General features: G+C 67.9%; 28 protein-coding genes and 3 pseudogenes. 9 read left to right on the top strand and 22 right to left on the bottom strand.

Features of this window, described 5'->3' with window-relative positions; translation table 11 throughout:
• Positions 1–224 precede the first annotated feature (224 nt).
• Both ACFWVE_RS21555 and ACFWVE_RS21550 read right to left on the bottom strand, forming a co-directional pair.
• On the bottom strand, positions 225–356 hold the full coding sequence (locus ACFWVE_RS21555; protein ID WP_384016278.1) for a hypothetical protein: 132 nt from the start codon (positions 354–356) through the stop codon (positions 225–227).
• A 179-nt stretch (positions 357–535) separates the two neighbouring features.
• Positions 536–1,552, bottom strand: coding sequence for a zinc-dependent alcohol dehydrogenase family protein (locus ACFWVE_RS21550; RefSeq protein ID WP_384016276.1), 1,017 nt, complete (start codon positions 1,550–1,552; stop codon positions 536–538).
• A gap of 244 nt (positions 1,553–1,796) precedes the next feature.
• Between ACFWVE_RS21550 and ACFWVE_RS21545 the strand changes: the two are divergent.
• Positions 1,797–2,030 (top strand): annotated as a pseudogene (locus ACFWVE_RS21545) (helix-turn-helix domain-containing protein); the annotation flags it as partial.
• 321 nt (positions 2,031–2,351) lie between these two features.
• Here the strand turns inward: ACFWVE_RS21545 and ACFWVE_RS21540 are convergent.
• The 17 genes from ACFWVE_RS21540 to ACFWVE_RS21460 form a co-directional block, all read right to left on the bottom strand.
• Positions 2,352–2,906 carry an adenine phosphoribosyltransferase gene (locus ACFWVE_RS21540; RefSeq protein WP_384016302.1) on the bottom strand — a complete coding sequence of 185 codons (555 nt, stop codon included), beginning with the start codon at positions 2,904–2,906 and terminating at the stop codon, positions 2,352–2,354.
• Between the two features lie 65 nt (positions 2,907–2,971).
• Positions 2,972–3,988: a leucine-rich repeat domain-containing protein gene (locus ACFWVE_RS21535; RefSeq protein ID WP_384016274.1), complete on the bottom strand. Its 1,017-nt coding sequence runs from the start codon at positions 3,986–3,988 to the stop codon at positions 2,972–2,974.
• A 63-nt stretch (positions 3,989–4,051) separates the two neighbouring features.
• Positions 4,052–4,825, bottom strand: a complete 774-nt coding sequence (locus tag ACFWVE_RS21530) for an SDR family NAD(P)-dependent oxidoreductase (protein ID WP_384016272.1) — start codon at positions 4,823–4,825, stop codon at positions 4,052–4,054.
• Position 4,826: 1 nt separating this feature from the next.
• Complete coding sequence (locus ACFWVE_RS21525; RefSeq protein ID WP_384016270.1) at positions 4,827–5,405, bottom strand: cupin domain-containing protein; 579 nt, start codon at positions 5,403–5,405, stop codon at positions 4,827–4,829.
• A gap of 37 nt (positions 5,406–5,442) precedes the next feature.
• Entirely contained in the window at positions 5,443–6,045 is a 603-nt protein-coding gene (locus ACFWVE_RS21520; protein WP_384016268.1) for a histidine phosphatase family protein, read from the bottom strand.
• An 80-nt stretch (positions 6,046–6,125) separates the two neighbouring features.
• Entirely contained in the window at positions 6,126–6,953 is an 828-nt protein-coding gene (locus ACFWVE_RS21515; RefSeq protein ID WP_384016266.1) for a hypothetical protein, read from the bottom strand.
• A gap of 76 nt (positions 6,954–7,029) precedes the next feature.
• The gene (locus tag ACFWVE_RS21510; RefSeq protein WP_384016264.1) at positions 7,030–7,869 is read right to left on the bottom strand and encodes an S-methyl-5'-thioadenosine phosphorylase; all 840 of its coding nucleotides are present in this window, start codon (positions 7,867–7,869) and stop codon (positions 7,030–7,032) included.
• Between the two features lie 17 nt (positions 7,870–7,886).
• Entirely contained in the window at positions 7,887–9,164 is a 1,278-nt protein-coding gene (locus ACFWVE_RS21505) for a cation:proton antiporter (protein ID WP_384016262.1), read from the bottom strand.
• 82 nt (positions 9,165–9,246) lie between these two features.
• On the bottom strand, positions 9,247–10,266 hold the full coding sequence (locus tag ACFWVE_RS21500; protein ID WP_384016260.1) for a Gfo/Idh/MocA family protein: 1,020 nt from the start codon (positions 10,264–10,266) through the stop codon (positions 9,247–9,249).
• Complete coding sequence (locus tag ACFWVE_RS21495; RefSeq protein ID WP_384016258.1) at positions 10,257–11,111, bottom strand: HAD family hydrolase; 855 nt, start codon at positions 11,109–11,111, stop codon at positions 10,257–10,259. The genes ACFWVE_RS21500 and ACFWVE_RS21495 overlap by 10 nt, the downstream gene beginning before the upstream one ends.
• Positions 11,112–11,119: 8 nt before the next feature.
• Entirely contained in the window at positions 11,120–12,334 is a 1,215-nt protein-coding gene (locus ACFWVE_RS21490) for an MFS transporter (protein WP_384016300.1), read from the bottom strand.
• Between the two features lie 2 nt (positions 12,335–12,336).
• Complete coding sequence (locus tag ACFWVE_RS21485; protein WP_384016256.1) at positions 12,337–12,753, bottom strand: hypothetical protein; 417 nt, start codon at positions 12,751–12,753, stop codon at positions 12,337–12,339.
• Positions 12,750–13,865 carry a hypothetical protein gene (locus ACFWVE_RS21480; RefSeq protein ID WP_384016254.1) on the bottom strand — a complete coding sequence of 372 codons (1,116 nt, stop codon included), beginning with the start codon at positions 13,863–13,865 and terminating at the stop codon, positions 12,750–12,752. Before ACFWVE_RS21480 ends, ACFWVE_RS21485 begins: the two co-directional genes overlap by 4 nt.
• 178 nt (positions 13,866–14,043) lie before the next feature.
• A complete protein-coding gene (locus ACFWVE_RS21475; protein WP_384016252.1) occupies positions 14,044–14,757 on the bottom strand; it encodes an SDR family oxidoreductase in 714 nt (237 codons plus the stop codon).
• Positions 14,744–15,502 carry a phosphoribosylaminoimidazolesuccinocarboxamide synthase gene (locus ACFWVE_RS21470; RefSeq protein ID WP_384016250.1) on the bottom strand — a complete coding sequence of 253 codons (759 nt, stop codon included), beginning with the start codon at positions 15,500–15,502 and terminating at the stop codon, positions 14,744–14,746. The genes ACFWVE_RS21475 and ACFWVE_RS21470 overlap by 14 nt, the downstream gene beginning before the upstream one ends.
• Positions 15,503–15,571: 69 nt before the next feature.
• Complete coding sequence (locus ACFWVE_RS21465; protein ID WP_384016248.1) at positions 15,572–16,177, bottom strand: NUDIX domain-containing protein; 606 nt, start codon at positions 16,175–16,177, stop codon at positions 15,572–15,574.
• Positions 16,170–16,874: a hypothetical protein gene (locus ACFWVE_RS21460; RefSeq protein ID WP_384016246.1), complete on the bottom strand. Its 705-nt coding sequence runs from the start codon at positions 16,872–16,874 to the stop codon at positions 16,170–16,172. The genes ACFWVE_RS21465 and ACFWVE_RS21460 overlap by 8 nt, the downstream gene beginning before the upstream one ends.
• Before the next feature lie 419 nt (positions 16,875–17,293).
• On the opposite strand from ACFWVE_RS21460, the gene ACFWVE_RS21455 reads away from it, so the two are divergent.
• Positions 17,294–17,758, top strand: a complete 465-nt coding sequence (locus ACFWVE_RS21455) for a CYTH domain-containing protein (protein WP_384016244.1) — start codon at positions 17,294–17,296, stop codon at positions 17,756–17,758.
• Positions 17,755–18,636 (top strand): NAD(P)-dependent oxidoreductase, encoded by an 882-nt coding sequence (locus ACFWVE_RS21450; protein ID WP_384016242.1) that lies wholly within the window; start codon positions 17,755–17,757, stop codon positions 18,634–18,636. The genes ACFWVE_RS21455 and ACFWVE_RS21450 overlap by 4 nt, the downstream gene beginning before the upstream one ends.
• Positions 18,637–18,643: 7 nt before the next feature.
• Here the strand turns inward: ACFWVE_RS21450 and ACFWVE_RS21445 are convergent, their stop codons facing one another.
• The gene (locus ACFWVE_RS21445) at positions 18,644–19,213 is read right to left on the bottom strand and encodes a response regulator transcription factor (RefSeq protein ID WP_384016241.1); all 570 of its coding nucleotides are present in this window, start codon (positions 19,211–19,213) and stop codon (positions 18,644–18,646) included.
• Positions 19,214–19,494: 281 nt separating this feature from the next.
• Here ACFWVE_RS21445 and ACFWVE_RS21440 point away from each other — a divergent pair, with 281 nt between their 5' ends.
• Positions 19,495–20,016: a nucleoside-diphosphate kinase gene (locus tag ACFWVE_RS21440; protein WP_384016240.1), complete on the top strand. Its 522-nt coding sequence runs from the start codon at positions 19,495–19,497 to the stop codon at positions 20,014–20,016.
• A gap of 342 nt (positions 20,017–20,358) precedes the next feature.
• Here ACFWVE_RS21440 and ACFWVE_RS21435 read toward each other — a convergent pair.
• Positions 20,359–20,787, bottom strand: a pseudogene (locus tag ACFWVE_RS21435) (DUF234 domain-containing protein); the annotation flags it as partial.
• Here ACFWVE_RS21435 and ACFWVE_RS21430 point away from each other — a divergent pair.
• The 4 genes and pseudogenes from ACFWVE_RS21430 (at position 20,783) to ACFWVE_RS21415 (ending at position 22,791) form a co-directional block, all read left to right on the top strand.
• A complete protein-coding gene (locus ACFWVE_RS21430) occupies positions 20,783–21,034 on the top strand; it encodes a type II toxin-antitoxin system Phd/YefM family antitoxin (RefSeq protein ID WP_384016238.1) in 252 nt (83 codons plus the stop codon). The pseudogene ACFWVE_RS21435 and the gene ACFWVE_RS21430 sit on opposite strands and share 5 nt — an antisense overlap.
• Positions 21,027–21,291: pseudogene (locus ACFWVE_RS21425) on the top strand (type II toxin-antitoxin system RelE/ParE family toxin). The gene ACFWVE_RS21430 and the pseudogene ACFWVE_RS21425 overlap by 8 nt, the downstream one beginning before the upstream one ends.
• Positions 21,292–22,147: 856 nt before the next feature.
• Positions 22,148–22,399, top strand: coding sequence for a hypothetical protein (locus ACFWVE_RS21420; RefSeq protein WP_073946283.1), 252 nt, complete (start codon positions 22,148–22,150; stop codon positions 22,397–22,399).
• Positions 22,399–22,791 (top strand): DNA-binding protein, encoded by a 393-nt coding sequence (locus tag ACFWVE_RS21415; protein WP_384016235.1) that lies wholly within the window; start codon positions 22,399–22,401, stop codon positions 22,789–22,791. Before ACFWVE_RS21420 ends, ACFWVE_RS21415 begins: the two co-directional genes overlap by 1 nt.
• Before the next feature lie 130 nt (positions 22,792–22,921).
• On the opposite strand, the gene ychF is transcribed toward ACFWVE_RS21415, so the two are convergent.
• A complete protein-coding gene (gene ychF / locus ACFWVE_RS21410) occupies positions 22,922–24,010 on the bottom strand; it encodes a redox-regulated ATPase YchF (protein ID WP_384016234.1) in 1,089 nt (362 codons plus the stop codon).
• 181 nt (positions 24,011–24,191) lie between these two features.
• Here ychF and ACFWVE_RS21405 point away from each other — a divergent pair, with 181 nt between their 5' ends.
• Positions 24,192–24,809, top strand: coding sequence for a DUF6542 domain-containing protein (locus ACFWVE_RS21405; RefSeq protein ID WP_384016232.1), 618 nt, complete (start codon positions 24,192–24,194; stop codon positions 24,807–24,809).
• The last annotated feature ends 38 nt before the right edge of the window (positions 24,810–24,847 follow it).

Below are 24,847 nucleotides of genomic sequence, written 5' to 3'. Positions count from 1 at the left end.
CGCGATCAGCTCGCCCACCGGCCGCCGCGCCGGCGAGCCCGGCCGACCGGCGCCTTCTCGAAGGGGTGTCCGCAGGTCGAGGCGGTAGGCACCACGCCCTTGGCACGGGGGCACGGGGGCACGGAGGCCGTGCGGCAATCCGTCCCGCGGGCCTTGACGCCGGCCTGCCGGCGGATCCTTACGAAGCCCGCCCGCCGGCACTCGTCCGGGACGGGTGTGCGGGTTCATGCGGTGGTGCGCTGCGCCAGACCGTCCAGAAGGGCCTGGAACCCGAACTCGAAGGTGTGGTCGGGTGCGGCGGCACAGGCGCTCGCGGCCGGGGTTCCCGGGCGTGCGCGCAGGCGGGGGTGGCGCATGGTGAGGTTCACCCGCTGTGCGGGGCCGTCCCGGCAGCGGCGCCGAAACGACGAGCCGTGGCCGACCCCAGGCCGGGCCCGGCTCCGATGAGGGCGAACGTGGTCACGGTGAATCCTTCCCATGAGGGGCCGGGACCGGACGGCGGGCGTGCGGCCCCGGGAAACGGGAACGTGCGGAGTCAGGGCTTGAGCAGGGCCTTGATGGCGCGGCGCTCGTCCATCGCCTTGTAGCCCTCGGCGACCTGGTCCAGGGGCAGGGTGAGGTCGAAGACCTTGCCCGGGTCGATCCGGCCGGTCACGACGCGGTCGATGAGATCGGGCAGGTAGCGGCGCACCGGGGCCGGACCACCGCGCAGGCCGACGTGGGAGAGGAACAGCTCCTCACCGGCGAGGGAAACCTCGTGCGGAACCCCGACGAAACCGACATTGCCGCCGGGCCGCGCGGAATGCAGGGCCTGCTGCATGGACTGCGCGGTGCCCACGCACTCCAGCACGCTGTCGGCGCCGATACCGCCGGTGAGGTCCTTGACCCGTGCGATGCCCTCCTCGCCGCGCTCGGTGACGAGGTCGGTGGCGCCGAACTCACGGGCAAGCTTCTGGCGGGACTCGTGACGGCTCATCGCGATGATCCGCTCCGCGCCCATCTCCTTCGCCGCGATCACGGCGGACAGGCCGACCGCGCCGTCCCCGACCACGACCGCGGTCGAGCCGGGCTTCACCTCGGCGGCGTCGGCGGCCCACCAGCCGGTGCCCATGACGTCGGAGACGGCCAGCAGGCCGGGCCACAGTTCCTCAGCCGGTACCTGCTCAGTGGCGACCAGGGTGCCCTGGGCGTTGGGGATGCGTACGTAGTCGGCCTGGCAGGTGCTCATGAACTCCCGGTGCAGGCAGTTCGACTGAAAACCGTTGCGGCAGTTCGCACAGGTGTTGTCCGAGGTCGCGAACGAGCCGACCACGAACTGCCCCGGCCTGACCGAGGTGACCTCGCTGCCGACCTCCTCGACGAAGCCCACGTACTCGTGCCCCATCGGGTGCGGATCGCCGATCGGCTCCAGACCGCGCCAGGGCCACAGGTCGGAGCCGCACACGCAGGAGACGGCAGTACGGATGATCGCGTCGGTCGGGTGGAGGATCTTCGGGTCGTCCAGCGTCTCGAAGCGGACATCGCCGGGGGCATGGATCACTGCGCCGCGCATGAGGGGTTCCTTACGTACTGGAGGTCGGGCCGCTTCGGACGGTCCGCGTGCAACCCGGCCGGGGACGGAGCCGTGCCACAGTCCGAGCGCCCGGAGCCGGGGCGGCCCCTTCCCCGCGGCCGGACGGCCGGAAAGAGCGCCACGTCTTCCAGGTAACCGCTGTTCGCTCCGGGCAGCCAGTCACCATCGATGGGTGTACCGGCAGTACATCCCTCCCGCGGCCCGCCGCACGCACGGCCGAAGGGTGGACAACCAGCAAGAGGTCCGCGAGTTCCTCACCTCGCGGCGAGCCAAGATCACCCCCGAGCAGGCCGGACTGCCCTCCGGGACCCGGCGCCGCGTCCCCGGCCTGCGCCGCAGCGAGGTCGCGGCGCCGGCCGACATGAGCGTGGAGTACTACGCCAGACTCGAACGCGGCAACCTCACCGGCGTCTCCCCCGCCGTCCTCGAGGCCGTCGCACGCGCCCTCCGGCTCGACGCGATCACCGCCGGCCCCGGCTCGCCCTCCGAAGAGGGTCTGCGCCTGCTCGCCTCCTGGGCCGCCACCCGGGAAGCCGAAGCTCCCGCCCGCCGGGCATGGGACACGTGACCTCACCACTGCGCCGCACCATCGGCCCGGGAAGGGAACACCCCACCGCCATTGTGTCCACGTGGAACACCCGGCACCTTCGAGCGCATGACACAGATGCCCATGGAGTCCGTCCGTGACGTCCACGCGCACCTTGCCGAAGTCGCCGCCGTCGTCCCGATCGATGTCCTGCGCAAGTCCCGATCTTGATCTTACGACGCCGGTCTGCCGTCAGACCGTGATCACCGCCTCGAGCGGCGCTCCGCCGAGCAGGGCGTCGAGACGTTCACGGCCGCCCAGGAAGCCCAGTTCCATCAGCACGCCGACCGCGACGACGTCGGCACCGACGTCGCGGATCAGCCGGATCGACGCCTCCATTGTGCCGCCCGTCGCCAGGACGTCGTCGATGACCAGGACGCGATCAGCGGTGGCAAAGGCGTCGCGCTGCACCTCGATCTCGGCACTGCCGTATTCGAGATCGTACGACCGCGCCAACGTCGGGCCCGGCAACTTTCCGGACTTGCGGACGGGGATGAAACCGACTCCGGCCTTCACGGCGACCGGCGCGGCCAGGATGAAGCCGCGGGCCTCCAGACCGACGACCTTGGTGGCCTTGTGCCGTGTCACGAAGTCCGAGAGCGTGTCGACGAGGTCCGAGAAGGCCATGGGATCGGCCAGCAGCGGGGTGATGTCCTTGAACATCACGCCCTGCTCGGGGTAGTCGGGCACATCGCGTATGCGGCTGAGGAGCCGCTCCCGCAGGGAGAGGTTCTCATCAGCCGCCATGCCGAGGGTGTTCAAGGACTGAGCCTTCCTTTCTGGGTGATCAACGCAAATGAGGCGCGCGCCTGTCAGGTCAAGACAACGCAACCCCTCTGTTCGAGACTCGGGATCCAGTCGGGCAGCGGATCGATACTGTTCCACCGCAGGTCGAGCTTCTCCAGGTGGGGAAGTCGGGCCAGGGAGGGCGGAAGCTCATCGAGACCGTTGTTCCGAAGGTCGAGGTGGGTCAGCCGGGCGAGTTCTCCGATCGAGTCGGGCAGTCTGCGCAGCTCGTTGTTCCGCAGGTCGAGGACTCGCAGCCGGGACAACTGGCCGATCGACTCGGGCAGCGCGGCCACGTGGTTGTTCATCAGCCGGAGCTCGCGCAGATCGCCGAGAGCGCCGATCTCCTCCGGGAGCCCTGTCAGTTCGTTGCCCATGAAATGGGCTTCGCGCAGATCGCGAAGTCCGCCGACCGACCGGGGCAGTGCAGCCAGGCGGTTGTTGTAGAGGCGCAGCTCACGCAAGGAGACGAGGTTCCCGAACCGTTGTGGAATCGCGATCAGCTGGTTGTCGGTGATGTTCAGATAGCGCAGGCCGCTCAGCCGGCACAACGAGTCGGGCACCGACGTGAGCTTGTTGTTGCTCAGATAAAGATATTTGGAGAGACTTGCCAACTCTCCGATCGACTCGGGGAGTTCCGTCAGCTCGTTGTGCCCCAGGTCGAGGGTGTGCAGGTGGCTGAGCTCGCTGATGTCGGACGGGACCGACGTCAGACGGTTGTCGGCGAGATTGAGAACGCGGAGCTCACGGAGCCGTCCGAGGCTGGACGGCACGGACGAGAGGCTGTTCTTGTAGAGGCTCAGCACACTCAGCTCGGCGAACTCGAAGACAACGCCCGGAACATGCCGGAACGCGTTGCCGTCCAGCCGTAACTCTGTGAGCCGTTGGAGCTGCTCTCCCAATTCCGCGGGCAGGTCGTCGAGGTGGTTGAAGGAGAGGTCGAGCTTCGACAGCCCCGCCATGCCGGCCAACGCCTCGGGCACCGACTCGATCCCCTGCCCATGTGCAGAAAAGGACTCGACATCGCCCACAGAATCATTCATGGATATGCCTCCTTTTCGACTTTGTCTGCGGACGGGCCTGTCGTGGCCCGGGGTGAAGGGGAGCTACCACGTGGGTGCGGATGAGACTCCACCGTCCACAACAAGATCATGACCGCTGATCCACGACGCCATCGGGGAAGCGAGGAAGACACAGGCGTTTCCCACGTCCTCGGCATGGCCCAGCCGGCCCAGTGGTGCGGCCTTCTGCCAGCGGCCGACCCCCTCGGGCCACTCTTCGTGGAGCCCCGGCCGATCGATCAGTCCGGGAGAGACGGTGTTCACGCGAATCCCCTGACGCCCGTACTCGAGCGCCGCAGTACGCGCGTGCATGATGAGGGCTGCCTTGGAGGAGCAGTAGTGCGCATGGCCGACCGCCGGGTGGCGGCCCTCGATCGAGGCGATGTGGGTGATGGCGCCGCCCCCGGCAGCGGCCAGGATCGGGACCACCGCCTGGGTGCAGGCGAAAGCGCTCGCCAGATTGGTGTCGAGCACCTGACGCCACTCGGTGGCGGTCATCTCGGCGAGCTGCCGCACCGGCTGGACGCCGGCGCAGTTGACGAGCCCGGTGAGTTTCCCCGACCACTCGGCGCTGTCCGCCACAAGACGTCGGCAGGCGGACTCGTCGGTGAGATCGGCTGTCAGGGCCAGTGCCCGGTGTCCCGCGGCCGTCAGCTCGGTGGCGAGCTGGTCGACTCGGGCCTTGCCGCCGTGGCCGTGGGCGACCACGGTCGCGCCGGCGTGTGCGAAACGCCGGGCCACGGCACTGCCGATGCCACCGCTGGCGCCGGTGACCAAGATGGTGTGTCCGGTCAGGTCGGGCAGGCCGGATCGGTCCATGTCAGGTCTCCATACACGAGGTGGCGGCCGCGTGGGCGGACGGGTGCATCGCACCCTCCGACCCGGCCGGATGACGCAACGGAACTCCGGATCGACAGAGCGTCTTGATCAGATCGGCGGCCTCGGGGTACTGGGCGCTCAGCTCTCGCGCACACCCTCCCTCGTAGTCCTCGGAGCTGAAACCCGGCGCCATGGTGCAACCGAAGAGCGCCCACTGGCCGCCGGGGACGACCCGGCCGCCCATCCACGTGCCGGCGTGGACCGTGAACTGGACGTGCTGGCCGCCCAGCACGTCTTGGCCCAGCACGGCGACGCGGCTGCGGCCGTCCGGCTCCAGCAGCAGCAGTTCGATCGGGTCACCCAGGTAGAAGTGCCAGACCTCGTCGGTGGGGAGCCGGTGCATGGCCGAGAACTGGTCGCCCTCGGGAGACAGCAGGACGATGATCGCCGAGCCGACGGGGCGCCCGTCGGAGCGGGCCGGACCGGCCCAGGTGCGCCTGAACAGGCCCCCCTCCAGCGGCATGGGGTCGAGACCGTAGAGAGTGATCAGGTCCTCGACCGTAGGCCTGGGTGCGGGCATAGCTCTCTTTCCGGGTGTTGGGGGGTGGGTGTGGTCGTCATGTGGTGCGCAGCGCCGGCGGCAGATGGTCCCAGAGATTGATGTGCACCACCCGCCATCGTCCATCGGTCCACTCGATCGCGTTGATACCGCAGTTGTAGAGCTTGAGGCAGAACTTATCGGATTCCGCGACAGTGCGGATGACTGTTTTGATCAGCCCGCCGTGTGTCACCGCGAGCACCGGCTGCCCGGTCTCCTCGGCTCGCCGGGCGAGTTCCTCGAGAGCGGTCCGCGCCTGGGCACGGAAGTCGAGGTAACGGTCGGAGAGCAGTTGCCCGCGCCATTTCGCGAACGGTGAAGCCGCTTTGGGGAGTTCGGAAACGACGTGAAAGGTGGCCTCGGTAAGCGTGTGCTGCACGTGTGCGGTCAGCCCGAGGGGATCACAGAGGTACTCGGCCGTCTCGCGGGCCCGCTTCAGCGGGCTGGTCACCACGCTGCCTACGGACAGCGAGGTGTTGCCGTCGATGCGGGCCCCGTCGGCAAGCCACTGCCCCAGATGATTGGCCTGATTGTGCCCCAACGGGCTGAGGCTGGTGTCCCAGTCCCTGTTGGGACTGACTTGCCACTGCGACTGGCCGTGGCGCACAAGGTAGATCTTCACAAAATGCCCTCCCCGCGTTACCTCTGCGATCCCCGCTTTACCTCTGCGATCCCCGCGTTACCTCTGCGATCCCCGCAGGTTCAGCGGCCGCCCATGCCCAGGGCCGTCGCTGAGCGCTGGTACTTGATGTCGGAGGTGACCTTGGTGTCGAAGCGTGCGCACAGGTCCTCGGAGAGCACCTTGAACAGCTCGACCACACGGGGGTCCTGGGCGATCTCCGGCTCGATGCGCGGGTAGATGGCCAGTTCGACCTCCGAGACGGGCCGTTCCACCCGCTCCGCTTCGGGCAGCCGCAGGTTGGACACGGTGGCCCGGTCGATGCTGCACCGCAGCGCGTCCCGCTTGTCCAGCCAGACGAAGAAGGTGTAGCGGAGGTCATCGAGCTTGACGGTCGGGATGAGTTCGGTACGCGGAATCCCGTACGTCTCCTCGAGGTGCAGACCCGGGTGCTGGATGTCCGTGCGCGCGAGCAGCCGCTGGACGACCGCAACCGCTTCCGGGGAGTCCGGGGCGGCCTGGATGGTGGCCTTCTCCTCGCCGTCGAAGACGTAGCGGTGGTCACGCCGTACGTGGTTCTCGTCCTGGGCTGCTTTGAAGGCGCAGAAGGCATGCGTGATCTTGTTGCAGGAAGTACGCAGCAGCGCGCCGGTGTGCAGGATCCGGTAGTCCTCCGTGTCGTAGTAGATCGCGGTGTTCAGGGGAGGCCCCTGGCGGGCATTCTCCTTCTCCACGATCTGCGCGCCGGGGACGCGGTCGCCGATGGTGGCGATCATGTCGTCGAGCCACCGGTAGTAGTCCTCGTTGCTGACCTCGTCCATCTCTATCTTCAGGGCGAGCTGGTTGAAGACCACGGAGTCGCCGCTGCGGCTGTAGACGGTCTCGTTCTCGGGCATCTTGGGGCTGATCATGTGAATGTGCGTCCTTCGGTCGGTCGAGCGGCCGGCTGCGGCCGGGGGATCGGTGGTCAGGCGTGGGTGTCGGACGTCAAGGCAGTTCGATACCGGTGTCGACGCCGTCGAGGACACGGCTGCACAGGCAGTCCCGCTCGACGGGCAGTGCCTTGAGGGCGTTGGTCAGGACGGGGCGCAGGCGGTCGATGTTCTGGCCGAAGACCTTGAGGACGTCCTCGTGGGTGACCCCCTCGCCGACCTCGACACCTGCGTCGTGGTCGGTGACGAGCGCGACGGAGGTGTAACAGAGGCCGAGTTCCCTCGCGAGCGGTGCCTCTGGGAAGCCGGTCATGCCGACGACCGACCATCCCTGGGCGGAGTACCAGCGGGACTCGGCGCGGGTCGAGAACCGGGGGCCCTGGATGACGACCAGGGTTCCTCCGTCCTGAGCCTCCTCCCAGCCTCCCTCACGGGCGGCGCCCAGTACGACCGCGCGGCCCGTCGGGCAGTATGGGTCGGCCGTGGGGGTGTGCACGACCTGCGGGGTCTGGCCGTCCGAGCGCTGGTACCCGTCGAAGAAGGTCTGGTCACGGCCGTAGGTCCGGTCCACGAACTGGTCGGGTACGACGAGCGTGCCGGGGCCCAGCTCCCGGCGGAGGCTGCCGACCGCGCACGGGGCGATGATCTGGCGGGCGCCGACCGCCCGCAGGGCCCACAGGTTGGCGCGGTAGTTGATCCGGTGCGGCGGCATCGAGTGCTCTCGGCCGTGGCGCGGCAGGAACGCCACCTTCCGTCCGGCGACTTCTCCGATCATGAGGGAGTCGCTGGGCTTTCCGTACGGGGTGTCGACGGACACCTCGGTGATGTCGTCGAGGAATGAGTAGAAGCCTGATCCGCCGATCACACCGATCTCGATGTCGGACAGCTGGGTCATGGTGTGCCTCTCCTTGGCTATGGGCTCGTGTTTCGAGCAGTCGTGTGTGGTGCTTCGCGGGACTCGTGTTCCTGTTCCTCCGCCGGCTGCTCGGAGACGGGAGGCATGAGCGGCTTGTCGTGCGCGACGACTCGGCCCAGCCAATAACCGGCGATCTGTGAGGAGACGATCGAAAGCAGGACCAGCGAGGTGAAGAAGTTCTCGTTGATGATGTGGGCGCCGTAGGCGACAGACGCGAGCACGATGCCGGGACCACCGCGTGCGTTCATCGCAACGGCGAGGTTGGTCGCCGCTGGGTGGGACTCCCCTGCAGCCCGGGCTCCGAGCCATACGCTGAAGGACTTGACGAGGCAGGCCAGTACGAAGAACCAGAGGAAGAACAGCGGATCGAAGTGCTGGACCAGATCGAGCTTGACGCCGACGATGGCAAAGTAGATCGGGACGAATAAGCCCATCGAGACGTGGCGCAGGGTTTCCTGGGACTCCATGGCCCGGGCCCCCGTGTCGCCTGTGGTGCACATGCCGGCGACCAGGGCGCCGAAGATCGGGTCGATGCCCAGTCCGGTGCAGGCGGCGCACAACAGAAACACCACGACCAGCCGAAACGCCAACGGGCTGCGCTGTTCCAGGACGTTGCCCCGGGACCTGGTCAGTCCGTTGAAGGACCGCGGGCCCAGCCACAGCAGCAGACCGAGGAAGACCAGCGGTACGACGGTGAAGTAGACGACGGCCAGCAGCAGCGAATCCACGGCGAGCCACGCCCACAGTCCGAAGGCGTCGCCGGCGTCGGCCTGGGCCACGCCCAGGATGATGGCCAGGATGACGTAGAGGAAGATGTCCTCGATCACGGCCACGGCGAGCACGATCCTCGCGAACAGCGACTGGAGGATGCCCAGGTCCATCATGATGCGGGAGATGACGGGCACACTGGTGACCGCCACGGCCATGCCGAAGATGAGGGCGAGGGTCGTGGGCGAGCCGTTCGGGCCGATGAGGTCGTCCGCGTCCGCGACAGAGGCGATGGCCAGACCGAATCCGAAGGGCAGGACGAGTCCGGAGACAGTGACAAACCCGATGGTGCGTTGCCCCTTGTTGTGGCGGCTCGCCCTCAGCTCAGTGCCCGTCAGGTAGACGAGCAGCAGCAGACCGATCTGGTAGAAGGCACCCAGCACATGGCCGGTGGCCCCGTCGGACGGGAGCAGCCAGCGCTGGGCGTCCGGGGCGATCTCGCCCAGCACGGTCGGACCGAGCAGGAGTCCTCCCAGGATCTCCCCGATGACCTGGGGTTGACGCATGCGCGCGAACAGATATCCGCCCAAGTGCGCTGCGAGAAGAAGGGCGATGAGCGCGAGGAGAACGTGGGCGACCTCAGCCGTTTTAAGGGACACGGCCTTCCCGCCTTTCCGTTCCGCCGACTCCCAGTGCCGCGTCCACCAGCGTCAGGGCGGCGAGTCCGTCGTCGAAGCCGGACACCGGGCGGACGCCGCTGTCCAGATCGTCGGCGAGGCGGCGATACGGGTTCATAGGGTGCGGTCCGAAGAGTTGCTGCGCGTCGCGTGACCCCGTGTAGAGGGTGAACAGCCCGGAACCGTCTGCGGTGTTCACCCTGACGTGGATGACGCCGCGGTCTCCGTGGGCGGTGACAAGGAGCTGCGACTGGGGCGTGCCCGTCCGCGACACCATGACTCGGGCCCTGGTCGGACATCCGAGGGTGCGCAGTTCGGCCTGGGCGATGTCATCGACATTCCTCGGCACCGCGTCGTGGCCCGACCGGCCGTCCTGGAGGCAGTGGGTCCAGGCGGACGACACCTCCCAGAGACCCATACCGGTCAGCCACGGCACCAGGTCGAAGGCGTGCGTGCCCAGTTCGGTGAGGGCGCCGTCGTCGTCCCGCCGCTCCCGTCGGCCGCCGGGGCCGGCGGTACGCGTGTGGGCATCGTCGTGGAGGCCGAGGTCGATGGCCAGGAGTTCGCCGACGGCGCCTTCGGCTATGGCCTGCCGGGCGTGTCGCAGTGCCGGGTTCTCTCGCAGCTGGAAGGCCACGATGGCACGGGCGTCCTGGGCGCGGGCCAGTTCGGCCAGCTTCAGTGCTGACTGCCGGCTGGCGGCCAGTGGGGCTTCGCACATCACGAGAAGCCCGCGGGTCAGTGCCTCGGACACGAGTTCGTGGCGGCTGTGCGTCGGAGTGGTGATGGCCACGGCGTCGATCCGGCCATGTCGTATCAGGGACAGGGCGTCGGTGGTCACTTCGGCGTGCAGATGGTGCGTCCGAACCATTTCGGCGGCGGCTTCGGTGTCCTGGGCGCAGGCCACCGCCGTCACGGAGAACTCGGGGCATTGGGCGATCCACCGCGCGTGGACGCTGCCTCGTCCGGTCCCGACAATCGCTATGTCCACGGGTGTTCCTCATTTCGGCGTGCTGTTCGCTGTGGTGCGTGTATGCGCTCGGGCAAGGTGTGGCGCGGCCGCTCCAGCAGGTCCTCCAGCCAGCGGGCCACGCCGTCCTCGTCGTTGGAGAGGGTCGTTTCGTCTGCTGCGGCGAGTACGTCCGGGTGTGCGTTGGCCATAGCCACGGACCGGCCCGCCCAGCGGAGCATGGGCAGGTCGTTGGGCATGTCGCCGAAGGCGACCACCTGTTCGACGGACATCTCCAGCTGGCCGGCCAGCAGGTTCAGGGCCATCGCCTTGGTAACGCCGCTGCGGGTGATCTCGCAGAACGCTGAGGTGGACACCGTCACCGTGCACCGGCCGGGCAGGGCGTCGGCCACGGCCCGGTAGTAGTCGTGGGCCGATCCCCCGGTCTGGACGATGAGCTTGCCCAGGCCGCGCTCGTCGAGTTCCTCCTCCAGCGACCGGACCCGGTGGGCCTGGCCGCTGAGTGCGGGATCGAGGTCGAATCCGTGTTCCAGGAGCAGGTCCGGCCATCGCTCGCAGCCGAGCCGTACACCGGGGAATCGATGCCGGAGCACCGCGATCACCTCGGCGGCGACGCCTCGTGGCATGGGATGGTGGTTGACGACGGCTTCGCGGGCGTAGTCGTAGGAAATGGCCCCGTTGCTGCAGACCGCGATGGCCGCGTGGCCGAGGGCCTCTGCGATGGGCCGCACGTCACGTACGGGCCGTGCGCTGGCCATCACGAAGGTGTGGCCGGCCTTTTGCACCGCCCGCACCGCGGCCCGGGTGCGCTCGGAGATCCCGCCCCCGGAGTCGAGCAGTGTGCCGTCGAGATCGGACACGATCATCAGGGGTTTCACAGTGATGCCGCCCCCCTGCTGAGGGGCGCTCGGTCACCTGGGCGGCTCGCGCCACTCCGGAACAGCGCGGCCGTGGCGTACGCGACCGCTCCGGCCACGCCGAGGACGAGGAAGGAGGCCCAGATTCCGATGTGCTGCTCGGCGGCGCCTGCGGTCGAGGTGCCCAAGGCGTTGCCCGTGAGGACGGCGGTCACCATCCAGGCGAACGCCTCGGTGGCGGTACCCGGGGGTGCGACCTCGCCGATGATGGAGAACCCGCAGGTCAGCACCGGCGCCAGGAAGAGGCCGGCGCAGAAGACGAGCACGCCGACGATAATCGGATGCGGGACCAGAACCAGTGGCAGATAGCACAGGAACATGCCGAGCAGCAGGAAGGTCAACTGCCGCGAGGTGTCGGCACGCCAGTTGCGGGCTCCGTAGTAGAGACCACCGACGAGGGCGCCGGCCGCGTTGACTCCCAGCAGGATGCCGGACAGGCCTTCGCTGCCGACGTGCTCCTGGTAGGCGACGGTCGTGATGTTGAGCGCGCCGAGGCTCACGCCGACGAAGGCCATGCTCACGAGCAGTTGCCGCAGCCGGATGGAGCGCAAGGGGCCGGCCCAGTCCGGTGTACGAGGCTCGGCCCGCCAGCGCCGCACGGGCTCGGGGACGATGTAGGCCAGAGTGCCGGCCATCATCGCGACGCTGGTGACGACGAGCGCGACGGACGGGTCGGCGATCGAGGTCAGCAGGACCACCAGGAGTGGCCCGGTGACGAAGACGACCTCCTGGAGCGAGGCGTCGAGCGCGTAGGCGGCGCCGATGGCCCGCTGGTCCTTGAGGACACTGGGCCACAGCGTTCGCAGGCAGGGCTCCAGAGGGGGTGAGAAAAGCCCGGCGACGACGACGGCCGCCGCGGCCGTGCTCACACTTCTGTCACCGAACCGCACCAGCGCCATGAAGCCCATACCTGAGACCAGCGCGCTGACGGACAGGACGACGACCTGCCCGAAGCGGTCCACTCCCCGTCCCAGCAGCGGGCCGCCCACAGCCATGGACAAGCCGTAGAGCGCGGTGACGGTTCCCACCGTGCCGAATCCCAGCCCCTGGGAGCGCAGGAACAACGCGACGCCCAAGGGGGCCATGCCGTTGGGAAGACGGCCCAGGAGGTTGGAGGTGAGCAGGTACTTGGCGTGCTGAGGACTGAGGCAGTCCCGGTAGGCGGTCAGCATGGTCAACGACTGTCTCCGGGAGTAGACGCGGTGATGGAGTGCAGGGTGAGTTCGACCTCGGCGATTTCGGTGCCGTCGAAGGCGATACGGACGTGTGCCGTCCCGCCGAATTGTCGTGCGGGGATGCCCTCCACGAGATGGAGCCACAGCCACGCAGCGTCAACGTCGAAGGCGATGCCGTTCCTTGGCGGCTTCCTGACCGACACGGCGTACGTGGCCAGGGCGCCGGCCACCCGGTCGGGCAGCGCCATGATGTCCACGTCGATGGCGCTGCCGTGCCTGTCCAGCACCACGATGGCGGGCACGGCGACCTCTTCGTGGCGTGGGGGGTGTGCGGTGGCTCCGTAGTCGACCAGCAGGTGGCATCGCGCCGCGTCCCAGTCGACCTTGGGCGCGCGGGTATGGCCTGACTTGGTCATGCTGGCCGCCCGTACGTCTCGCACCAGATCCAGGCGATCTCCTCGCACTGTTCGGGGGAGAGCTGGCGGACACCCGACGGGTGCGGCCGGCGCGCCAGTTCCCGGATGCACAGGTACAGCTCGCAGCAGAGGAGGTCGTGCAGCCGGCCCACGATCCGCTCGTCGACGTGGCTCGGGGCGAGTCCGGTCATCAGGTACAGCGTTTTGTCTTCGAACCGACAGACGACCGTGCCCTCGTACCGCTCCACGCAGGTGAGCAGTCCGAAGCTACCGTCCGGGTGCCGGTCCGACGGGTGGAAGCCCTCAGTGAGCACCACCGTCTCGGGCTTGAGCAGGCGCAGGGCCGCCGGGTCCGCCGGCAGGTCCCCGCACAGGTCGATCACCACGTCCGCACTGCTGAGCAGTTCGACGCGGTCCGTGACCCGGTAGCCGGCCAGGACGGCGGCGCAGTTGGAAATGGGGTCTGGATCGCGCACGCTCACTTCGGCGCCGAGCGCACGCAGGGCGGCGGCCACGGCCGTGTGCCGCTCCCCGAACCCCAGGATCACCGCCGTGCAGTCGGACAGCGAGCGGGCCAGGTCCCGGCGCAGCCTGGTCTCCAGGGTCTGCGCGATGGCATACCCCGCAGGGGCGTTGACCAGGGAGTCCAGCGCGCTGCCGGCGGTGGTGAAGACCGGCAGGCGCAGCTGGACCGGCTCCTTGGCCTGCCGGCTGATGCCGCACTGCGCGCTCCACACCGCGCCGCGTGCCCCCTGCTCGGCAAGCAGTCCGGCACCCTCCTCGGAGAGAAGGTGGCCCGGCCCCTGGATCACGACGGGCGCCGCGGCCCGGCGCGTCAGCCTGCCCGTGTATTCGGCGGCAGTGCGCACGAGGTCCTGGGGGTGGTCGGGCGTGAGCACCAGAACGTCCCCCATGTGCGCGGTGGAAACCGTCGACTGGCCGTGGCCAGGGGTAGTGATCACGGCGCTGACGTCGAGGACGTCGGCAAGCACCCGGAGGTAGGCCACCGTGCCGGGGCCCACTTCGCCTGTGACGACCAGGCACGTCCCGTCGGCCGGGAAGGCCTCGACGACCTTGCGCAGGGCGGGAAGTTGCGGCTGGCGCGTACCCATACCGGGATTCGCGCGGGAGCGGGTACCGACGGGGGTGGCCCGGGCCATCTGCGAGGGCTTCCCAGGGGTGGCGGGTCGTCCCAGGTAGAGGGCTGTTTGGGAGGCCGGACCTTGAATCACTGTGGTGTCCTTCGTCCTGTACCCAGTTTCCCGGGCGCGTGGTTCGCCATCGCGGATCTCACACGTGCTGGAGACGGGCTATGCCGGAGATCTCGGGATCCGGCAGCAGTGCGGGGCGAATCTCGATGTCGCCGATGACCAGGTCGGACGGCTGGTCCTGCACGAGGGCGCCGACACAGCGGGCGACGGACTCGGTGGCCATCTTGTAGGGCGTTTCGTCGCCGTCCTCGTTGGCAATCGCACCGGGGCTGACCAGAGTGGCTCGCACCCCGTGGGCCCGTTCCTCCAGGAGCAGCGTCTCCACCAGCGCCTTGAGGGCCCCCTTGGTGGCGCTGTAGGAGGCTCCGCCCTCGAAGAAGCGGGTTCCGGCATGGCTCCCGATGATCACGTAGCTTCCCCGTGCGGCGCGGATCGCCGCGAGCGAGGCCCGCACGATGCGGAAGACCGAGGTGAGGTTGACCGCCACGGCCCGGTCCCAGTCCGCCGGATCCATCTCGGCGAGGGGCGCGAACGTGCGGTCCACCGCGTTGGTGACGCAGACATCGAGCCGTCCGAAGCGGGTGAGCACCTGGCTGACTGCGGCGTCCACGGCGGCCGGGTCGGCGAGGTCGCACGGGAACTCGTACAGCCAGTTCTCACCGAGGAGAGTGCGGTTGAGCCCGGCTACCTGGTAGCCGCGGTGGTGCAGTTCCCGGGCGATGGCCAGCCCTGTTCCCCTGTTCGCCCCGCTGACCAGGACGACCGGTGCACCGGTGGGGTCAGTCGATCTCATCGAGCAGTCTCTGCCATGCGGTGACCAGTTCCTCCGGGGAGGCGCCATGGCGGAAGAGGTCCTTGTCCAAGGAGGAGCCGTCGGGGTGGCGCAGCCGCATGCAGTCGGGCGACACCTCGGAGATCAGGACCGGCTCCCCCTGCGGGTCGAGCCCGAGGATGAGGCAGAAGTCCCAGACGGCCAGGGGGGCAAGCCAGGTGACCAGTGTGTCGTTGACTGCGAGGGCGATCCGCTGGAACTCCTCGACGGGGAGGCCCAGGGCGCGCAGGTAGTCCTCGCCGATCGGCTGGTCCTCGGGATCGACCCGGTAGTCGAACTTCACGACGGGCTTGGGAAGTTCGGAGTTCGCCGCGAAGAGCCCGGGGTACTTCACCAGCGTGGAGCCGATCGCCCGGTTCTTGACGATCACTTCGAAGGGCGGTGCCTCGTGGAACTCGGACAGGTAGACCGTCGGGGCCAGCCTGCGGATGAAGCCGGTCCGGATCCCGTCCTTGGCCAGCCGCGCGGCGGCGCGCTCGTAGAAGTCGAGACGCAGCGGGCCGGTGTCCTCGACGAGTTCGTCACGGCTGTAGGTGTAACTGCGCAGGCTGGGGATCATCTCCACCACGCACAGGGCTCCGGGGAGCAGCCAGATGCGCTTGCTGCGCCCTTCGATGTCCGGCGTGCCCGCGTCGCGGACGGCGAGCAGTTCCGCGTCGCTCAGGGCGAGAGTCGCGGCACGGTCCGCCGACGATGAGTCTTCCATTAACAGCGCCTTTCGTGGTGATGTTCTACAGGGGGCCGTGGATCGTTCGGCCGGCTTCTTCCCCTGGGGTCACTGAGCGCAGAGCCCTTGGCTCTGGGCGTGCAGGAGGAGGAGCAAGGTCTTGGCATCGGCGGCCTCCTCGCGCAGGACCCTCTCCAGTGCCTCGCGCAGGGGAAATTCGAGGACCTGGATGTCCTCGCCTTCGTCAGGTACGCCGCCACCCGGACCCGAGCGGACCTCGGGGTCGTACTCACCGGTGAAGAGGTGGGTCCGCTCGGTGCTCAGCTGCGGGGACAGGTAGGTCGTGAACGCCTTGCGCAACTCGGCGACCTGGAATCCGGTCTCCTCCTCGACCTCGCGACGAACCGCTTCCTCGGCGCCGGCCTCGTCAAGCAGCCCTCCAGGGGCTTCGATCAGTTGGCCGTGCGGGTCTCCGTGCAGGAAAGCCGGAAGGCGAAACTGACTGGTGAGGACCACGGTGCCGGCGACCGGCGAGCACAGGAGGACGGCTGCCCGGTCGCCGCGGCGAAGGTCGATCCGGGACAGTCGCTGCGTCGCGCCGTCGGTCCGGGTGACGTCGAGGCTGTATTGGCGCAGCGTGTACCAGCCTTCGCTCAGCGTCTCGGAGGCCCGCACCCGGACCGACGGCCGACGGTTCGATCCGCTGTCAGGCACCGTTGATGTTCGCCAGGATGCTGCTCAGCTTCCCGGTGAGTTCCTCCCTGCTGAACATCACGTTGCCGGACGTGGTGTCGGTGCTGGGATAGGCGGTGTTGTAGACATTGGAGAAGTTGCGCTCCCGCGGTCCGCGCAGCACCAGGGTGCAGGTCATCGACTCCAACGGGAGTACGACGCGGTGGATGCGGTGGTACTTGAGGTGGTAGGCGTTGCCCTGCTCCTCGACACTGTCGCCCGTCACCTCCAGCTCGGTCTCACCGACGAACTCGTAGAAGTTCGAGGTGGTGGAGACGCCCTGCTTCTCCGGGCTGTACCGGTACTGCTGGAAGCCGACACGCGGGTTGCCGGAGGGTGCGTCGGCATCCTCGGACCGGGAGAAGTTCTGCGACACCAGGCGTCCGGTGAGGATGGTGGACCAGAAGCTGAACCGGTGGTCGTGGATCAACTCGTCGTTGAGTTCCTTCTCGGAGTACGGCGGGCACCACGCGTGCAGTGTCAGCCGGTAACCGAGCTGGGCTCCCGTATCGACCAGGACAATCTTGTCAAAGTGGTTGACATGACGGTACGAACGCCCGGCGATTTCGTCCAGGAGGTCTTCGTCCTCAAGGAAACGGCCGAGGAGGCCGGAAATGCAACGACCTTCTCCGAGACGCCTCACCAGGTTCAGGTTGTAGTCACTCTGGCGTTCGTTCACGTCATGCGGAAGGCCGTTGAGCAGGGTTATCAGGTCCTTTGGTCCAAGGCCCGTCAGGCTGTCACTCGGCGTAGCAACAGCAGTCATAAGTCCCCATTTCTTGGTCTTTTCGGCTCGCTTGGAATCTCTACCAGCAGATCTCACCCGAGTTCGGACGCTGTCGTCGTCCTTTTTTAATCGAGCCCTCACAAGCAGAGCAAGTACCCTAAAGTGCGCCCCTTTCGAGGTAGCCGATCGAGCACCTCCATCGATCCGCACCCATGTGCACCTGTCTCGACGCGCCAAGCCAAGGGAGGGTTGACGAGGGAAAAACACCGATGGTCACCCGTTCACCCAGTCGCGGCCGTGTCCGCACGTGAACGGCGATCAGGCAGGACGCCGGCGGTTCGAACGCACTGACGACGCAGGGGGCGCGCAACGTGGCAACCGAGATCGAGCGAAAATTCGTCGTGGAAGATCTCAGTGCAGTTCTGCGGATTCCGGCTGTGACTGTACGTCAGGGATACCTGGCACGTGGCACCGACGAGGAAGCGCGGGTCCGCCAGATCGGCGGCGAGCACACCCTCACCGTGAAGAAGGGCACCGGACTTCAGCGGTCCGAGTTCGAGATCCTGATCAGCGCTCCGCAATTCGACGCGATCTGGCCTGCGACAGAAGGAAGTCGCATCGTCAAGACCCGCCGTGAAGTGAAGCTCCCGGGGAACTGGCTCGCCCATGTCGATGTCTTCGACGGGCACCTTGAAGGACTGGCCACCGTGGAGGTGGAGTTCGACGACATCGACACCGCTCTGGCCTTCACCCCACCGGACTGGTTCGGGCGCGAAGTGACGCAGGACAGTAGGTACTCGAACAAGGTACTCAGCTCGGAAGGAGCGCCGGAGTGAGCTGCGTGGCGGTGCTGGGCCTCGGCAACATGGGCCGGGCCGTGGTCGCGCGGCTGCTGCTCGCCGGGCACGAGGTGCTGGTATGGAACCGCACCCCCTCGGCCCGGGAGCGTCTACCGGCCGGGAAGGCCGTCGCGGTCCGGACCCCGGCCGAGGCGGCTCGCCGCGCCGAGGCCGTGGTTCTGATGGTCACCGACGAGACTGCCGTGAAGGATGTGGTCTCGGGACCGGACGGTGTCGCGGCCGGAGCCGAGGACTCGCCCGTGACACTGATCCAGATGTCCACAGTGGCACCCCACACCTTGGCCTGGGTCGCCGACACCCTGCCGGAGGGCTCCGGGGTGCTGGACGCCCCCGTCATGGCGGGCCCCGGAAAGCTCGCGGCCGGCAAGGGAACGGTGTACGTCGGCGGATCCGACGAACTGGTTCGACAGTGGACCCCCCTGTTGCGGGACATCGGACAGGTCTCGCACGTCGGGGAGCTGGGGGCGGCCTCCGCGGCGAAGCTCGTCGCCAACTCGGCGCTCTTCGGCATCGTGGCCCTGCTCGGGGAATCCGTCGCACTCGCCGAGGGTCTCGGCCTGGACCGGCGTACGGCACTGGACGTGCTCGCGTCCACCCCGCTCGCGGCCCAGGCCGAGCGCCGGCGCACTTCGCTGGAAACGGACGCATTCCCCACCCGGTTCTCGCTGAGGCTTGCCGCCAAGGACGCCGACCTCATCCGTGGAGCAGCTGCGGATCACGGTGTCGAACTGCGCCTGGGCGCCGCCACGCGTTCCTGGATCGCCGAGGCTCAAGCCGCGGGGTACTCGGAGGAGGACTACACAGTCATCCTCCGCGCGGCGACCGGGAAGGACCACTCACCGGAGAGACCCTGAGATGGTGTCAGGCCCGATAGGTGGGAAGCAGGCCGAGCTGGGTGACCTTCAGGGCAACCTCAGTGCGGTTCGTGCTGTCGAGCTTGATCAGCAGGTTCGAGACGTGCCGCTTGACTCCGTGGATGGAGATGCCGAGCGCCCGCGCTATCTGCTGGTTGCTCTGCCCTTGCGCCAGCAGCGACAGCACCGCACGCTCCCGCTGGGTCACCCTGTCGAGGCCCCGTTCCACCCCCGTCCCGGGGAAGTGCGGCGACGGCTCTCCGGTAGCCGGATGCAGGCGCGCAGCGGTCAGCTGATCGAAGACCCGCTGGAGCACGTGGGAGTCGATGCGCTGTTCCTGGAGCCAGGCATCCGGTCCCCTCATCCCGTCAGCCGGCTGTCCGAACGACGGCCGCCGGGCATGCGGGCTGGTGATGACCAGCTGTGCACCGGCCTGCCCCACACACGAAGCCACGGAGGCCGTGTACGACTGCGACGACACCACGCATATGTCGAACTGCTCCTCCTGGAGCAGCCTGTGGAACGCTTCCACGGTCCGGCAGAGCCGGTAGCTGCGTGCGAGGGAGAGTCGGTCCAAGAGGACGGGAAGCCCATGGAAGGACACCTCGTCGTGCGCAAGCCACAGGACACTTGCCCCCGCGCGCCCCTCCCCCTCGCCGTCCTCCGCCTGCCCCGTACACCCTGATACGCCATCGTATTCCAGAACGACTGCCGTCCCGTCGGTCCTCACAGTGCCCCCCTGCCAGGTCACCCCGCTGATGTACGGGAAATCATCACCGATCTAATCAACCTACGTGACCCTACGGGGACTTGCCCGGGTCCTTTAAGCCAAGATCCCAGCTGAACCAGGAGCCCAGCGTGACCCACATTCCGACCGAGGAGACTGCCGCTCCGGTGGAGCGCACCCTCGTACTGATCAAACCGGACGCGCTGCTGCGCGGCCTGGCCGGCCGCGTGCTAACGCGCTTCGAGGAGGCCTCCCTCAAGATCGTGGGGATGAAGATGCAGACCATGGATGACGCGTTTATCCGGAAGCATTACTTCGACTTGGAGGAACGACTTGGTTCAACCGTTTATGCGCGGTCTGCTGCCTTCATGAAGCAGAGCCCGATAGTGGCCTTCGTGCTGGAGGGTTATGACGCCGTGGCCACTGCCCGAAAACTGATCGGCGCCTCCTGCCCCAACGAGGCCGCGCCGGGCACCATACGTGGCGACTTCTCCCATTTCAGCAGCAAGGCGAGCAATGCCACCGGCAAGGGCATGGCCAACATCGTGCACGCGTCCGCGAACCGGCAGGAAGCCGAGTACGAAGTACAGCTGTGGTTCACGAAGGAGGAACTTCACACGTACCGGACACTCACCGAGCTGCTGACCTACTGAGCGACTCCGTCGAGGATCTTGGGTTTCCAAGGTCATTTACCTTGGGACCTCAAAACCCCGACGGAGTTCCGCACCGGTACGTACCGCGCACGCGGCAGAAACGAAGGTGATTCCGCTCCGTCTCCAGGGCGTCCACCTGCGTAGCTGCCGCTGCAGACCAACGCACACCGCGAAGTACGCACAGTTGGTCGCGAAACATGGGCCGACCGGCGTCCACGAAACCCGGAATGCCACGAACGCTCTGCCGAAGTCCGCCCAGCCGGACACAACGAAGTCGATGCCGGAGATCCACTCCGGCCTGATCGCACTCCCCAACTCCCTTGCCTCGCCGGTCATCGCCACTCACAGCGGCCAGGCGGTCAGCAAATCGCCAGGGCCGCAGGCGGCATCGAGCCCCGGACAGCCGACTCCGCCGCGCGAGACCGCCACGACTGGAACAGGTTCGCCAGTGAGGGCGGCCCGGTGTCGATGGAGAGCTGCCAGGCCGTGCCGGTCGAAGAGCGACTGCTCCAGCCACTTGACGGAGCCGACGAAGAGCGGTTCCTTGGCGATGGGGGCGCGGTCCGCCCCGACAATGCCGATCTCGACGTCGTTGGTGCGGGTCCAGTAGCCGCCCACTGCGGGGGCCGCGGGCAGCCTGTCATCGGGCAGTATCCGCGCCAGGGCCTCGCGGACAAGGGGCTCGACGGCTCGGCCGCGCCAGCTGGTCCAGTTCTCCCGGATGCGCGCCAGGGTCAGATCGCCCCGCCCCCGCTCGGTCTCCTCCATGGAGTCCATCCGCGACGTACGCGCCCACTTGGCCGAAGTCGTCGAACGGGCCGACCGCGACGACGTGCCCACTGTCATCACCCGTCGCGGCAAGCAGGTCGCCGCCGTGGTCTCGATCGAGGTGCTGCGCAAGTACCAGGAGTGGGAAGAGCGCGAGATCAACCGCATCATCGACGAGCGCATGGCGAGCCCGGCCGCCGGCGTCCCCATCGAGGACGTGATGAGGGAGACGCCGGCACGCAGTGAGTGACTACCGCATGGTGTTCCGGCCCGAGGCCAGGCCGAGCTGCGCAAGATCCCGCGTGACATCGCGCCTCGGATCCTGGCCAAAATGACAGAGTTGGAGAGCGACCCCTTCGGCTTCGACACCACCGCACTCGTATCCCGGCCCGAACGCCGCCGCCTACGGATCGGCGACCACCGTGCCCTCTACACGATCGACGACGGGGAACTGACGGTGTGGGTCGTACACGCCGGACACGCCGGACACCGGTCCACGACACGTAGCTGCTCCCGGTTCTGCGGACTGTTGCGGACAGCACAACGGCCCGACCCGCTTTCTCGCAGGTCAGGCCGCCTGTGGTTATGCGATCAGACGTTGAAGCGGAATGCCTGCGACCCGATCCTGACCTGCGGCGGAGCCACATCCAGGGCTCTGACCAGCCATTTATCCGTTGGCGTGCGTTGGCTCCCGATGACTGTTTGCGGGCGCCCTGCGGACTGGCTGCGGACTGGCCCACGAGGGTCTCGACGGAGCCGAGGTGCCTGCGCAGCTCTGTCGCGATCCCTTCGTCGCCACCCCCGGCCGGAAGTGGCCAGGGGTCCCGCTCGCCGTTCGCCACAACAAGGCTGTTCGCGAACCAGACGCGGTGGGGTGCGGGCACGAAGGAGTCCCGGAGCCATCGCACGAGGACAGCGGCTTCGCCGTCGGTCACGTCGGTCACGTCGGTCAGAGTGATGCAGGCATGGGCGGGCACAGGCATCGACGCCGTCCCGTCGATCCATACGCCAGGCGCCAGCTCGATCTCAGAATCGAGGACGGGGAGGTCGTGGATTCCCGAGATCCGATAGTCCACGGTGGGCTCGGGAAAAATCTCTCTCGGAGCCCTCTTCAGGTACTCGGCTGTGGCACGCCAAGCTCCGCAGTCACCCTGGGGCGGATAAGGGCGAAATGGGTGCGGATATTCCGTTCAGCGGACACGGCCTCGCTCCGTCTCACGGCGCGAATCGCGTCGAGCCCCGGCGTGACCGTCTGCGGACCGGGCAGCCTCCCGCATGGCGGCGCCGGACGCGCCGAGCCGCCTCCGGCGCCGCCATGACTGTTCACACCCACAGAGTTACGACCGCCGGTAGGATCGGCACCATGAGCAGTAGCAGAAAGTACTCCATCAGCCTGCCCGAGGACCTTGCCGAGGCCGTACGCGCCCATGTCGGCCCCGGTGGCTTCTCCGCCTACGTCGCCGAAGCCCTCGAACAACGGGTCGCCATGGACAAGCTTCGGGAGATCGTCGCCGACTTCGAGACCGACAATGACGAACTCACCCGCGAGGAGGTCGAGGCCGCGCGCGCGCTGCTGCGCCATGACCACCGACAGGTAGGCGGTGCCGCCGCCTGATGCCCGGCACCCTGCTGCTCGACAGCGAAGGACTCTCCAAGCTCTACCGCAAGGACCGCACCGTCGTGGCTCTGGTCCAGGCGGCCTCGGAGGAGGGCATCCGCGTGATCACCAGCGCCATGACCACTCTGGAGGCCGATTACGAGCGGATCCACCCGGCCCGCATCAAGTGGGTCCTCTCCCGCGTCGACGTTCACGATGTCACCAGAGAGGTCACCGACGAAGCCGCCGCCCTCCTTCGCGCCCATCATCTCCACGGCCACAAGTACGCCATCGACGCAGCCTTCGCCGTCATCGCCCGCAACGCGCCCCAGCCGGCCACGATCCTTACTTCCGACCCCGAGGACCTGACGCTTCTGTGCGGCCCCTCCGTAGAGGTCGTCAAGGTCTGAAGCGTCGGCCACAACCACTCCAACCAGGTCGACCCTCAGCCACAACACTTCGCAGACGAGGACCTCCCGCGGACAGACGTCTACGCCCGACCCACCAACAAGCGGGCCGGGCACCGTATTCGATGAGACGTCAGACGTTGAAGCGGAACTCCACCACGTCGCCGTCGCGCATGACGTAGTCCTTGCCTTCCATGCGGGCCCTGCCCTTGGCCCGGGCCTCGGTGACCGAGCCGGTTTCGACGAGGTCGTCGAAGGAGATGACCTCGGCCTTGATGAAGCCCTTCTGGAAGTCGGTGTGGATGACTCCGGCGGCCTCGGGGGCGGTGGCGCCGCGCTTGATGGTCCAGGCGCGGGACTCCTTCGGGCCCGCGGTCAGGTAGGTCTGCAGGCCGAGGGTGTTGAAGCCGACGCGGGCGAGGGTGGCGAGGCCGGGCTCCTCGGCGCCGACCGACTCCAGCAGCTCCATGGCGTCCTCCTCGTCCAGCTCGGCGAGGTCCGCCTCCAGCTTGGCGTTGAGGAAGATCGCCTCGGCGGGGGCGACCAGGGCACGCTGCTCGTTCTTGAAGTCCTCGTCGGTCAGCTCGTCCTCGTCGACGTTGAAGACATAGAGGAAGGGCTTGGTGGTGAGCAGGTGCAGGTCGTGCAGGAGTTCGTTGCGCTCGCCGCCCTGGACGATGCCGTGCGTGAAGAGCGTGTCGCCCTTCTCCAGGATCTCCTTGGCCTCCTCGACCGCCTTGACCTTGGGTGCGATGTCCTTCTTGATCCGCGACTCCTTCTGCAGGCGCGGCAGGACCTTCTCGATGGTCTGCAGGTCGGCGAGGATCAGCTCGGTGTTGATCGTCTCGATGTCGTCCTTCGGCGAGACCTTGCCGTCGACATGGACGACGTTCTCGTCCTGGAAGGCCCGGATGACCTGGCAGATCGCGTCGGACTCGCGGATGTTCGCCAGGAACTTGTTGCCGAGGCCCTCACCCTCGCTGGCGCCGCGCACGATGCCCGCGATGTCGACGAAGTCGACCGTGGCCGGGAGGATCCGCTGGGAGCCGAAGATCTCCGCGAGCTTCGTCAGCCGGGCGTCGGGGACGCCGACGACGCCGACGTTCGGCTCGATGGTGGCGAACGGGTAGTTGGCCGCCAGCACGTCGTTCTTGGTCAGGGCGTTGAACAGGGTCGACTTGCCGACATTCGGCAGACCGACGATTCCGATCGTGAGCGACACGTTGCGACTTCCCGTACGTGAGGATGGGGGACGAGGGCCGGCCGACTGGGCGCGCGGGCCGATCCACCAGTCTACGGCGTCCCCGCCTCCACCCCGCCTACAAATCGAACGCTTGGACAGTCCCCGCTTCCCGGCGTGTCTGACGGCCTATTCGGCACATAAACAGACCTAGGTTGGTCCAGTGGAGCAACACAGCACGCGACCTGCTCAGTACGGACCGCGCCCCGACCGGCCGGCCCGGCCGGCCCGGCCGTCCAAGCCGCCGCTGCCTCCGCAGGCGGGGCGGGCCCCCGGGGGTGGTGTCGCGCGGTCCGCCCGGCCCGTCCGCCCGGCACGGCGCGAGCCCGCGCCGGTCCGCCGGCCCGCTCCCTCCACCGCGGCCCAGCGGCTGCCGAACCCCCGGCTCACCGGCCTCGGCGGCGGCCTCTTCTGCGGGCTCGTGATGCTGACGCTCGGGTCCCTCGTCGCGCTGCTGTTCGGGGCGTCCCAGACCGTGTACGGCGTGCTGTTCCTGCCGGCGTGCGTGCTGACCGCGCTGTGGGTGCGCGAGGGGGACCTGCTCACCGCGCCCGTCGTCGTCCCGATCGCCTTCGCCCTGGGTCTGATCCCGGTCGCCGACGAGGGCGACGGAGGAATCGGCGGCCGGCTCATGGGCATGGTGACCGGCCTGGCCACCCAGGCCGGCTGGTTGTACGGGGGGACCCTGGTCGCCGGCGTGATCGTGCTCGGCCGGCGGATGCGCACGGTCCGCACGATCAACCGGCGGACCGCCGCCGCCCGGAGCCGGGCCCAGGCCTGACATCCGGGCATCCGCGCATCCGGATGCCCGGATGCCCG

It is taken from the genome of Streptomyces sp. NPDC058632 (genome assembly GCF_042717095.1).
In the GTDB taxonomy this organism is placed as follows: domain Bacteria; phylum Actinomycetota; class Actinomycetes; order Streptomycetales; family Streptomycetaceae; genus Streptomyces.
This window is presented reverse-complemented; position numbering and strand designations above follow the sequence as displayed.

Excerpts from the sequence above, each read along its gene's own strand:
- ACFWVE_RS21555 (WP_384016278.1), bottom strand. The coding sequence starts at position 356 with ATGCGCCACCCCCGCCTGCGCGCACGCCCGGGAACCCCGGCCGCGAGC.
- ACFWVE_RS21550 (WP_384016276.1), bottom strand. The coding sequence starts at position 1,552 with ATGCGCGGCGCAGTGATCCATGCCCCCGGCGATGTCCGCTTCGAGACG.
- ACFWVE_RS21540 (WP_384016302.1), bottom strand. The coding sequence starts at position 2,906 with ATGGCGGCTGATGAGAACCTCTCCCTGCGGGAGCGGCTCCTCAGCCGC.
- ACFWVE_RS21535 (WP_384016274.1), bottom strand. The coding sequence starts at position 3,988 with ATGAATGATTCTGTGGGCGATGTCGAGTCCTTTTCTGCACATGGGCAG.
- ACFWVE_RS21530 (WP_384016272.1), bottom strand. The coding sequence starts at position 4,825 with ATGGACCGATCCGGCCTGCCCGACCTGACCGGACACACCATCTTGGTC.
- ACFWVE_RS21525 (WP_384016270.1), bottom strand. The coding sequence starts at position 5,405 with ATGCCCGCACCCAGGCCTACGGTCGAGGACCTGATCACTCTCTACGGT.
- ACFWVE_RS21515 (WP_384016266.1), bottom strand. The coding sequence starts at position 6,953 with ATGATCAGCCCCAAGATGCCCGAGAACGAGACCGTCTACAGCCGCAGC.
- ACFWVE_RS21510 (WP_384016264.1), bottom strand. The coding sequence starts at position 7,869 with ATGACCCAGCTGTCCGACATCGAGATCGGTGTGATCGGCGGATCAGGC.
- ACFWVE_RS21505 (WP_384016262.1), bottom strand. The coding sequence starts at position 9,164 with ATGCGTCAACCCCAGGTCATCGGGGAGATCCTGGGAGGACTCCTGCTC.
- ACFWVE_RS21495 (WP_384016258.1), bottom strand. The coding sequence starts at position 11,111 with ATGATCGTGTCCGATCTCGACGGCACACTGCTCGACTCCGGGGGCGGG.
- ACFWVE_RS21490 (WP_384016300.1), bottom strand. The coding sequence starts at position 12,334 with ATGCTGACCGCCTACCGGGACTGCCTCAGTCCTCAGCACGCCAAGTAC.
- ACFWVE_RS21485 (WP_384016256.1), bottom strand. The coding sequence starts at position 12,753 with ATGACCAAGTCAGGCCATACCCGCGCGCCCAAGGTCGACTGGGACGCG.
- ACFWVE_RS21480 (WP_384016254.1), bottom strand. The coding sequence starts at position 13,865 with ATGGGTACGCGCCAGCCGCAACTTCCCGCCCTGCGCAAGGTCGTCGAG.
- ACFWVE_RS21475 (WP_384016252.1), bottom strand. The coding sequence starts at position 14,757 with ATGAGATCGACTGACCCCACCGGTGCACCGGTCGTCCTGGTCAGCGGG.
- ACFWVE_RS21470 (WP_384016250.1), bottom strand. The coding sequence starts at position 15,502 with ATGGAAGACTCATCGTCGGCGGACCGTGCCGCGACTCTCGCCCTGAGC.
- ACFWVE_RS21430 (WP_384016238.1), top strand. The coding sequence starts at position 20,783 with ATGGAGTCCATCCGCGACGTACGCGCCCACTTGGCCGAAGTCGTCGAA.
- ACFWVE_RS21420 (WP_073946283.1), top strand. The coding sequence starts at position 22,148 with ATGAGCAGTAGCAGAAAGTACTCCATCAGCCTGCCCGAGGACCTTGCC.
- ACFWVE_RS21415 (WP_384016235.1), top strand. The coding sequence starts at position 22,399 with ATGCCCGGCACCCTGCTGCTCGACAGCGAAGGACTCTCCAAGCTCTAC.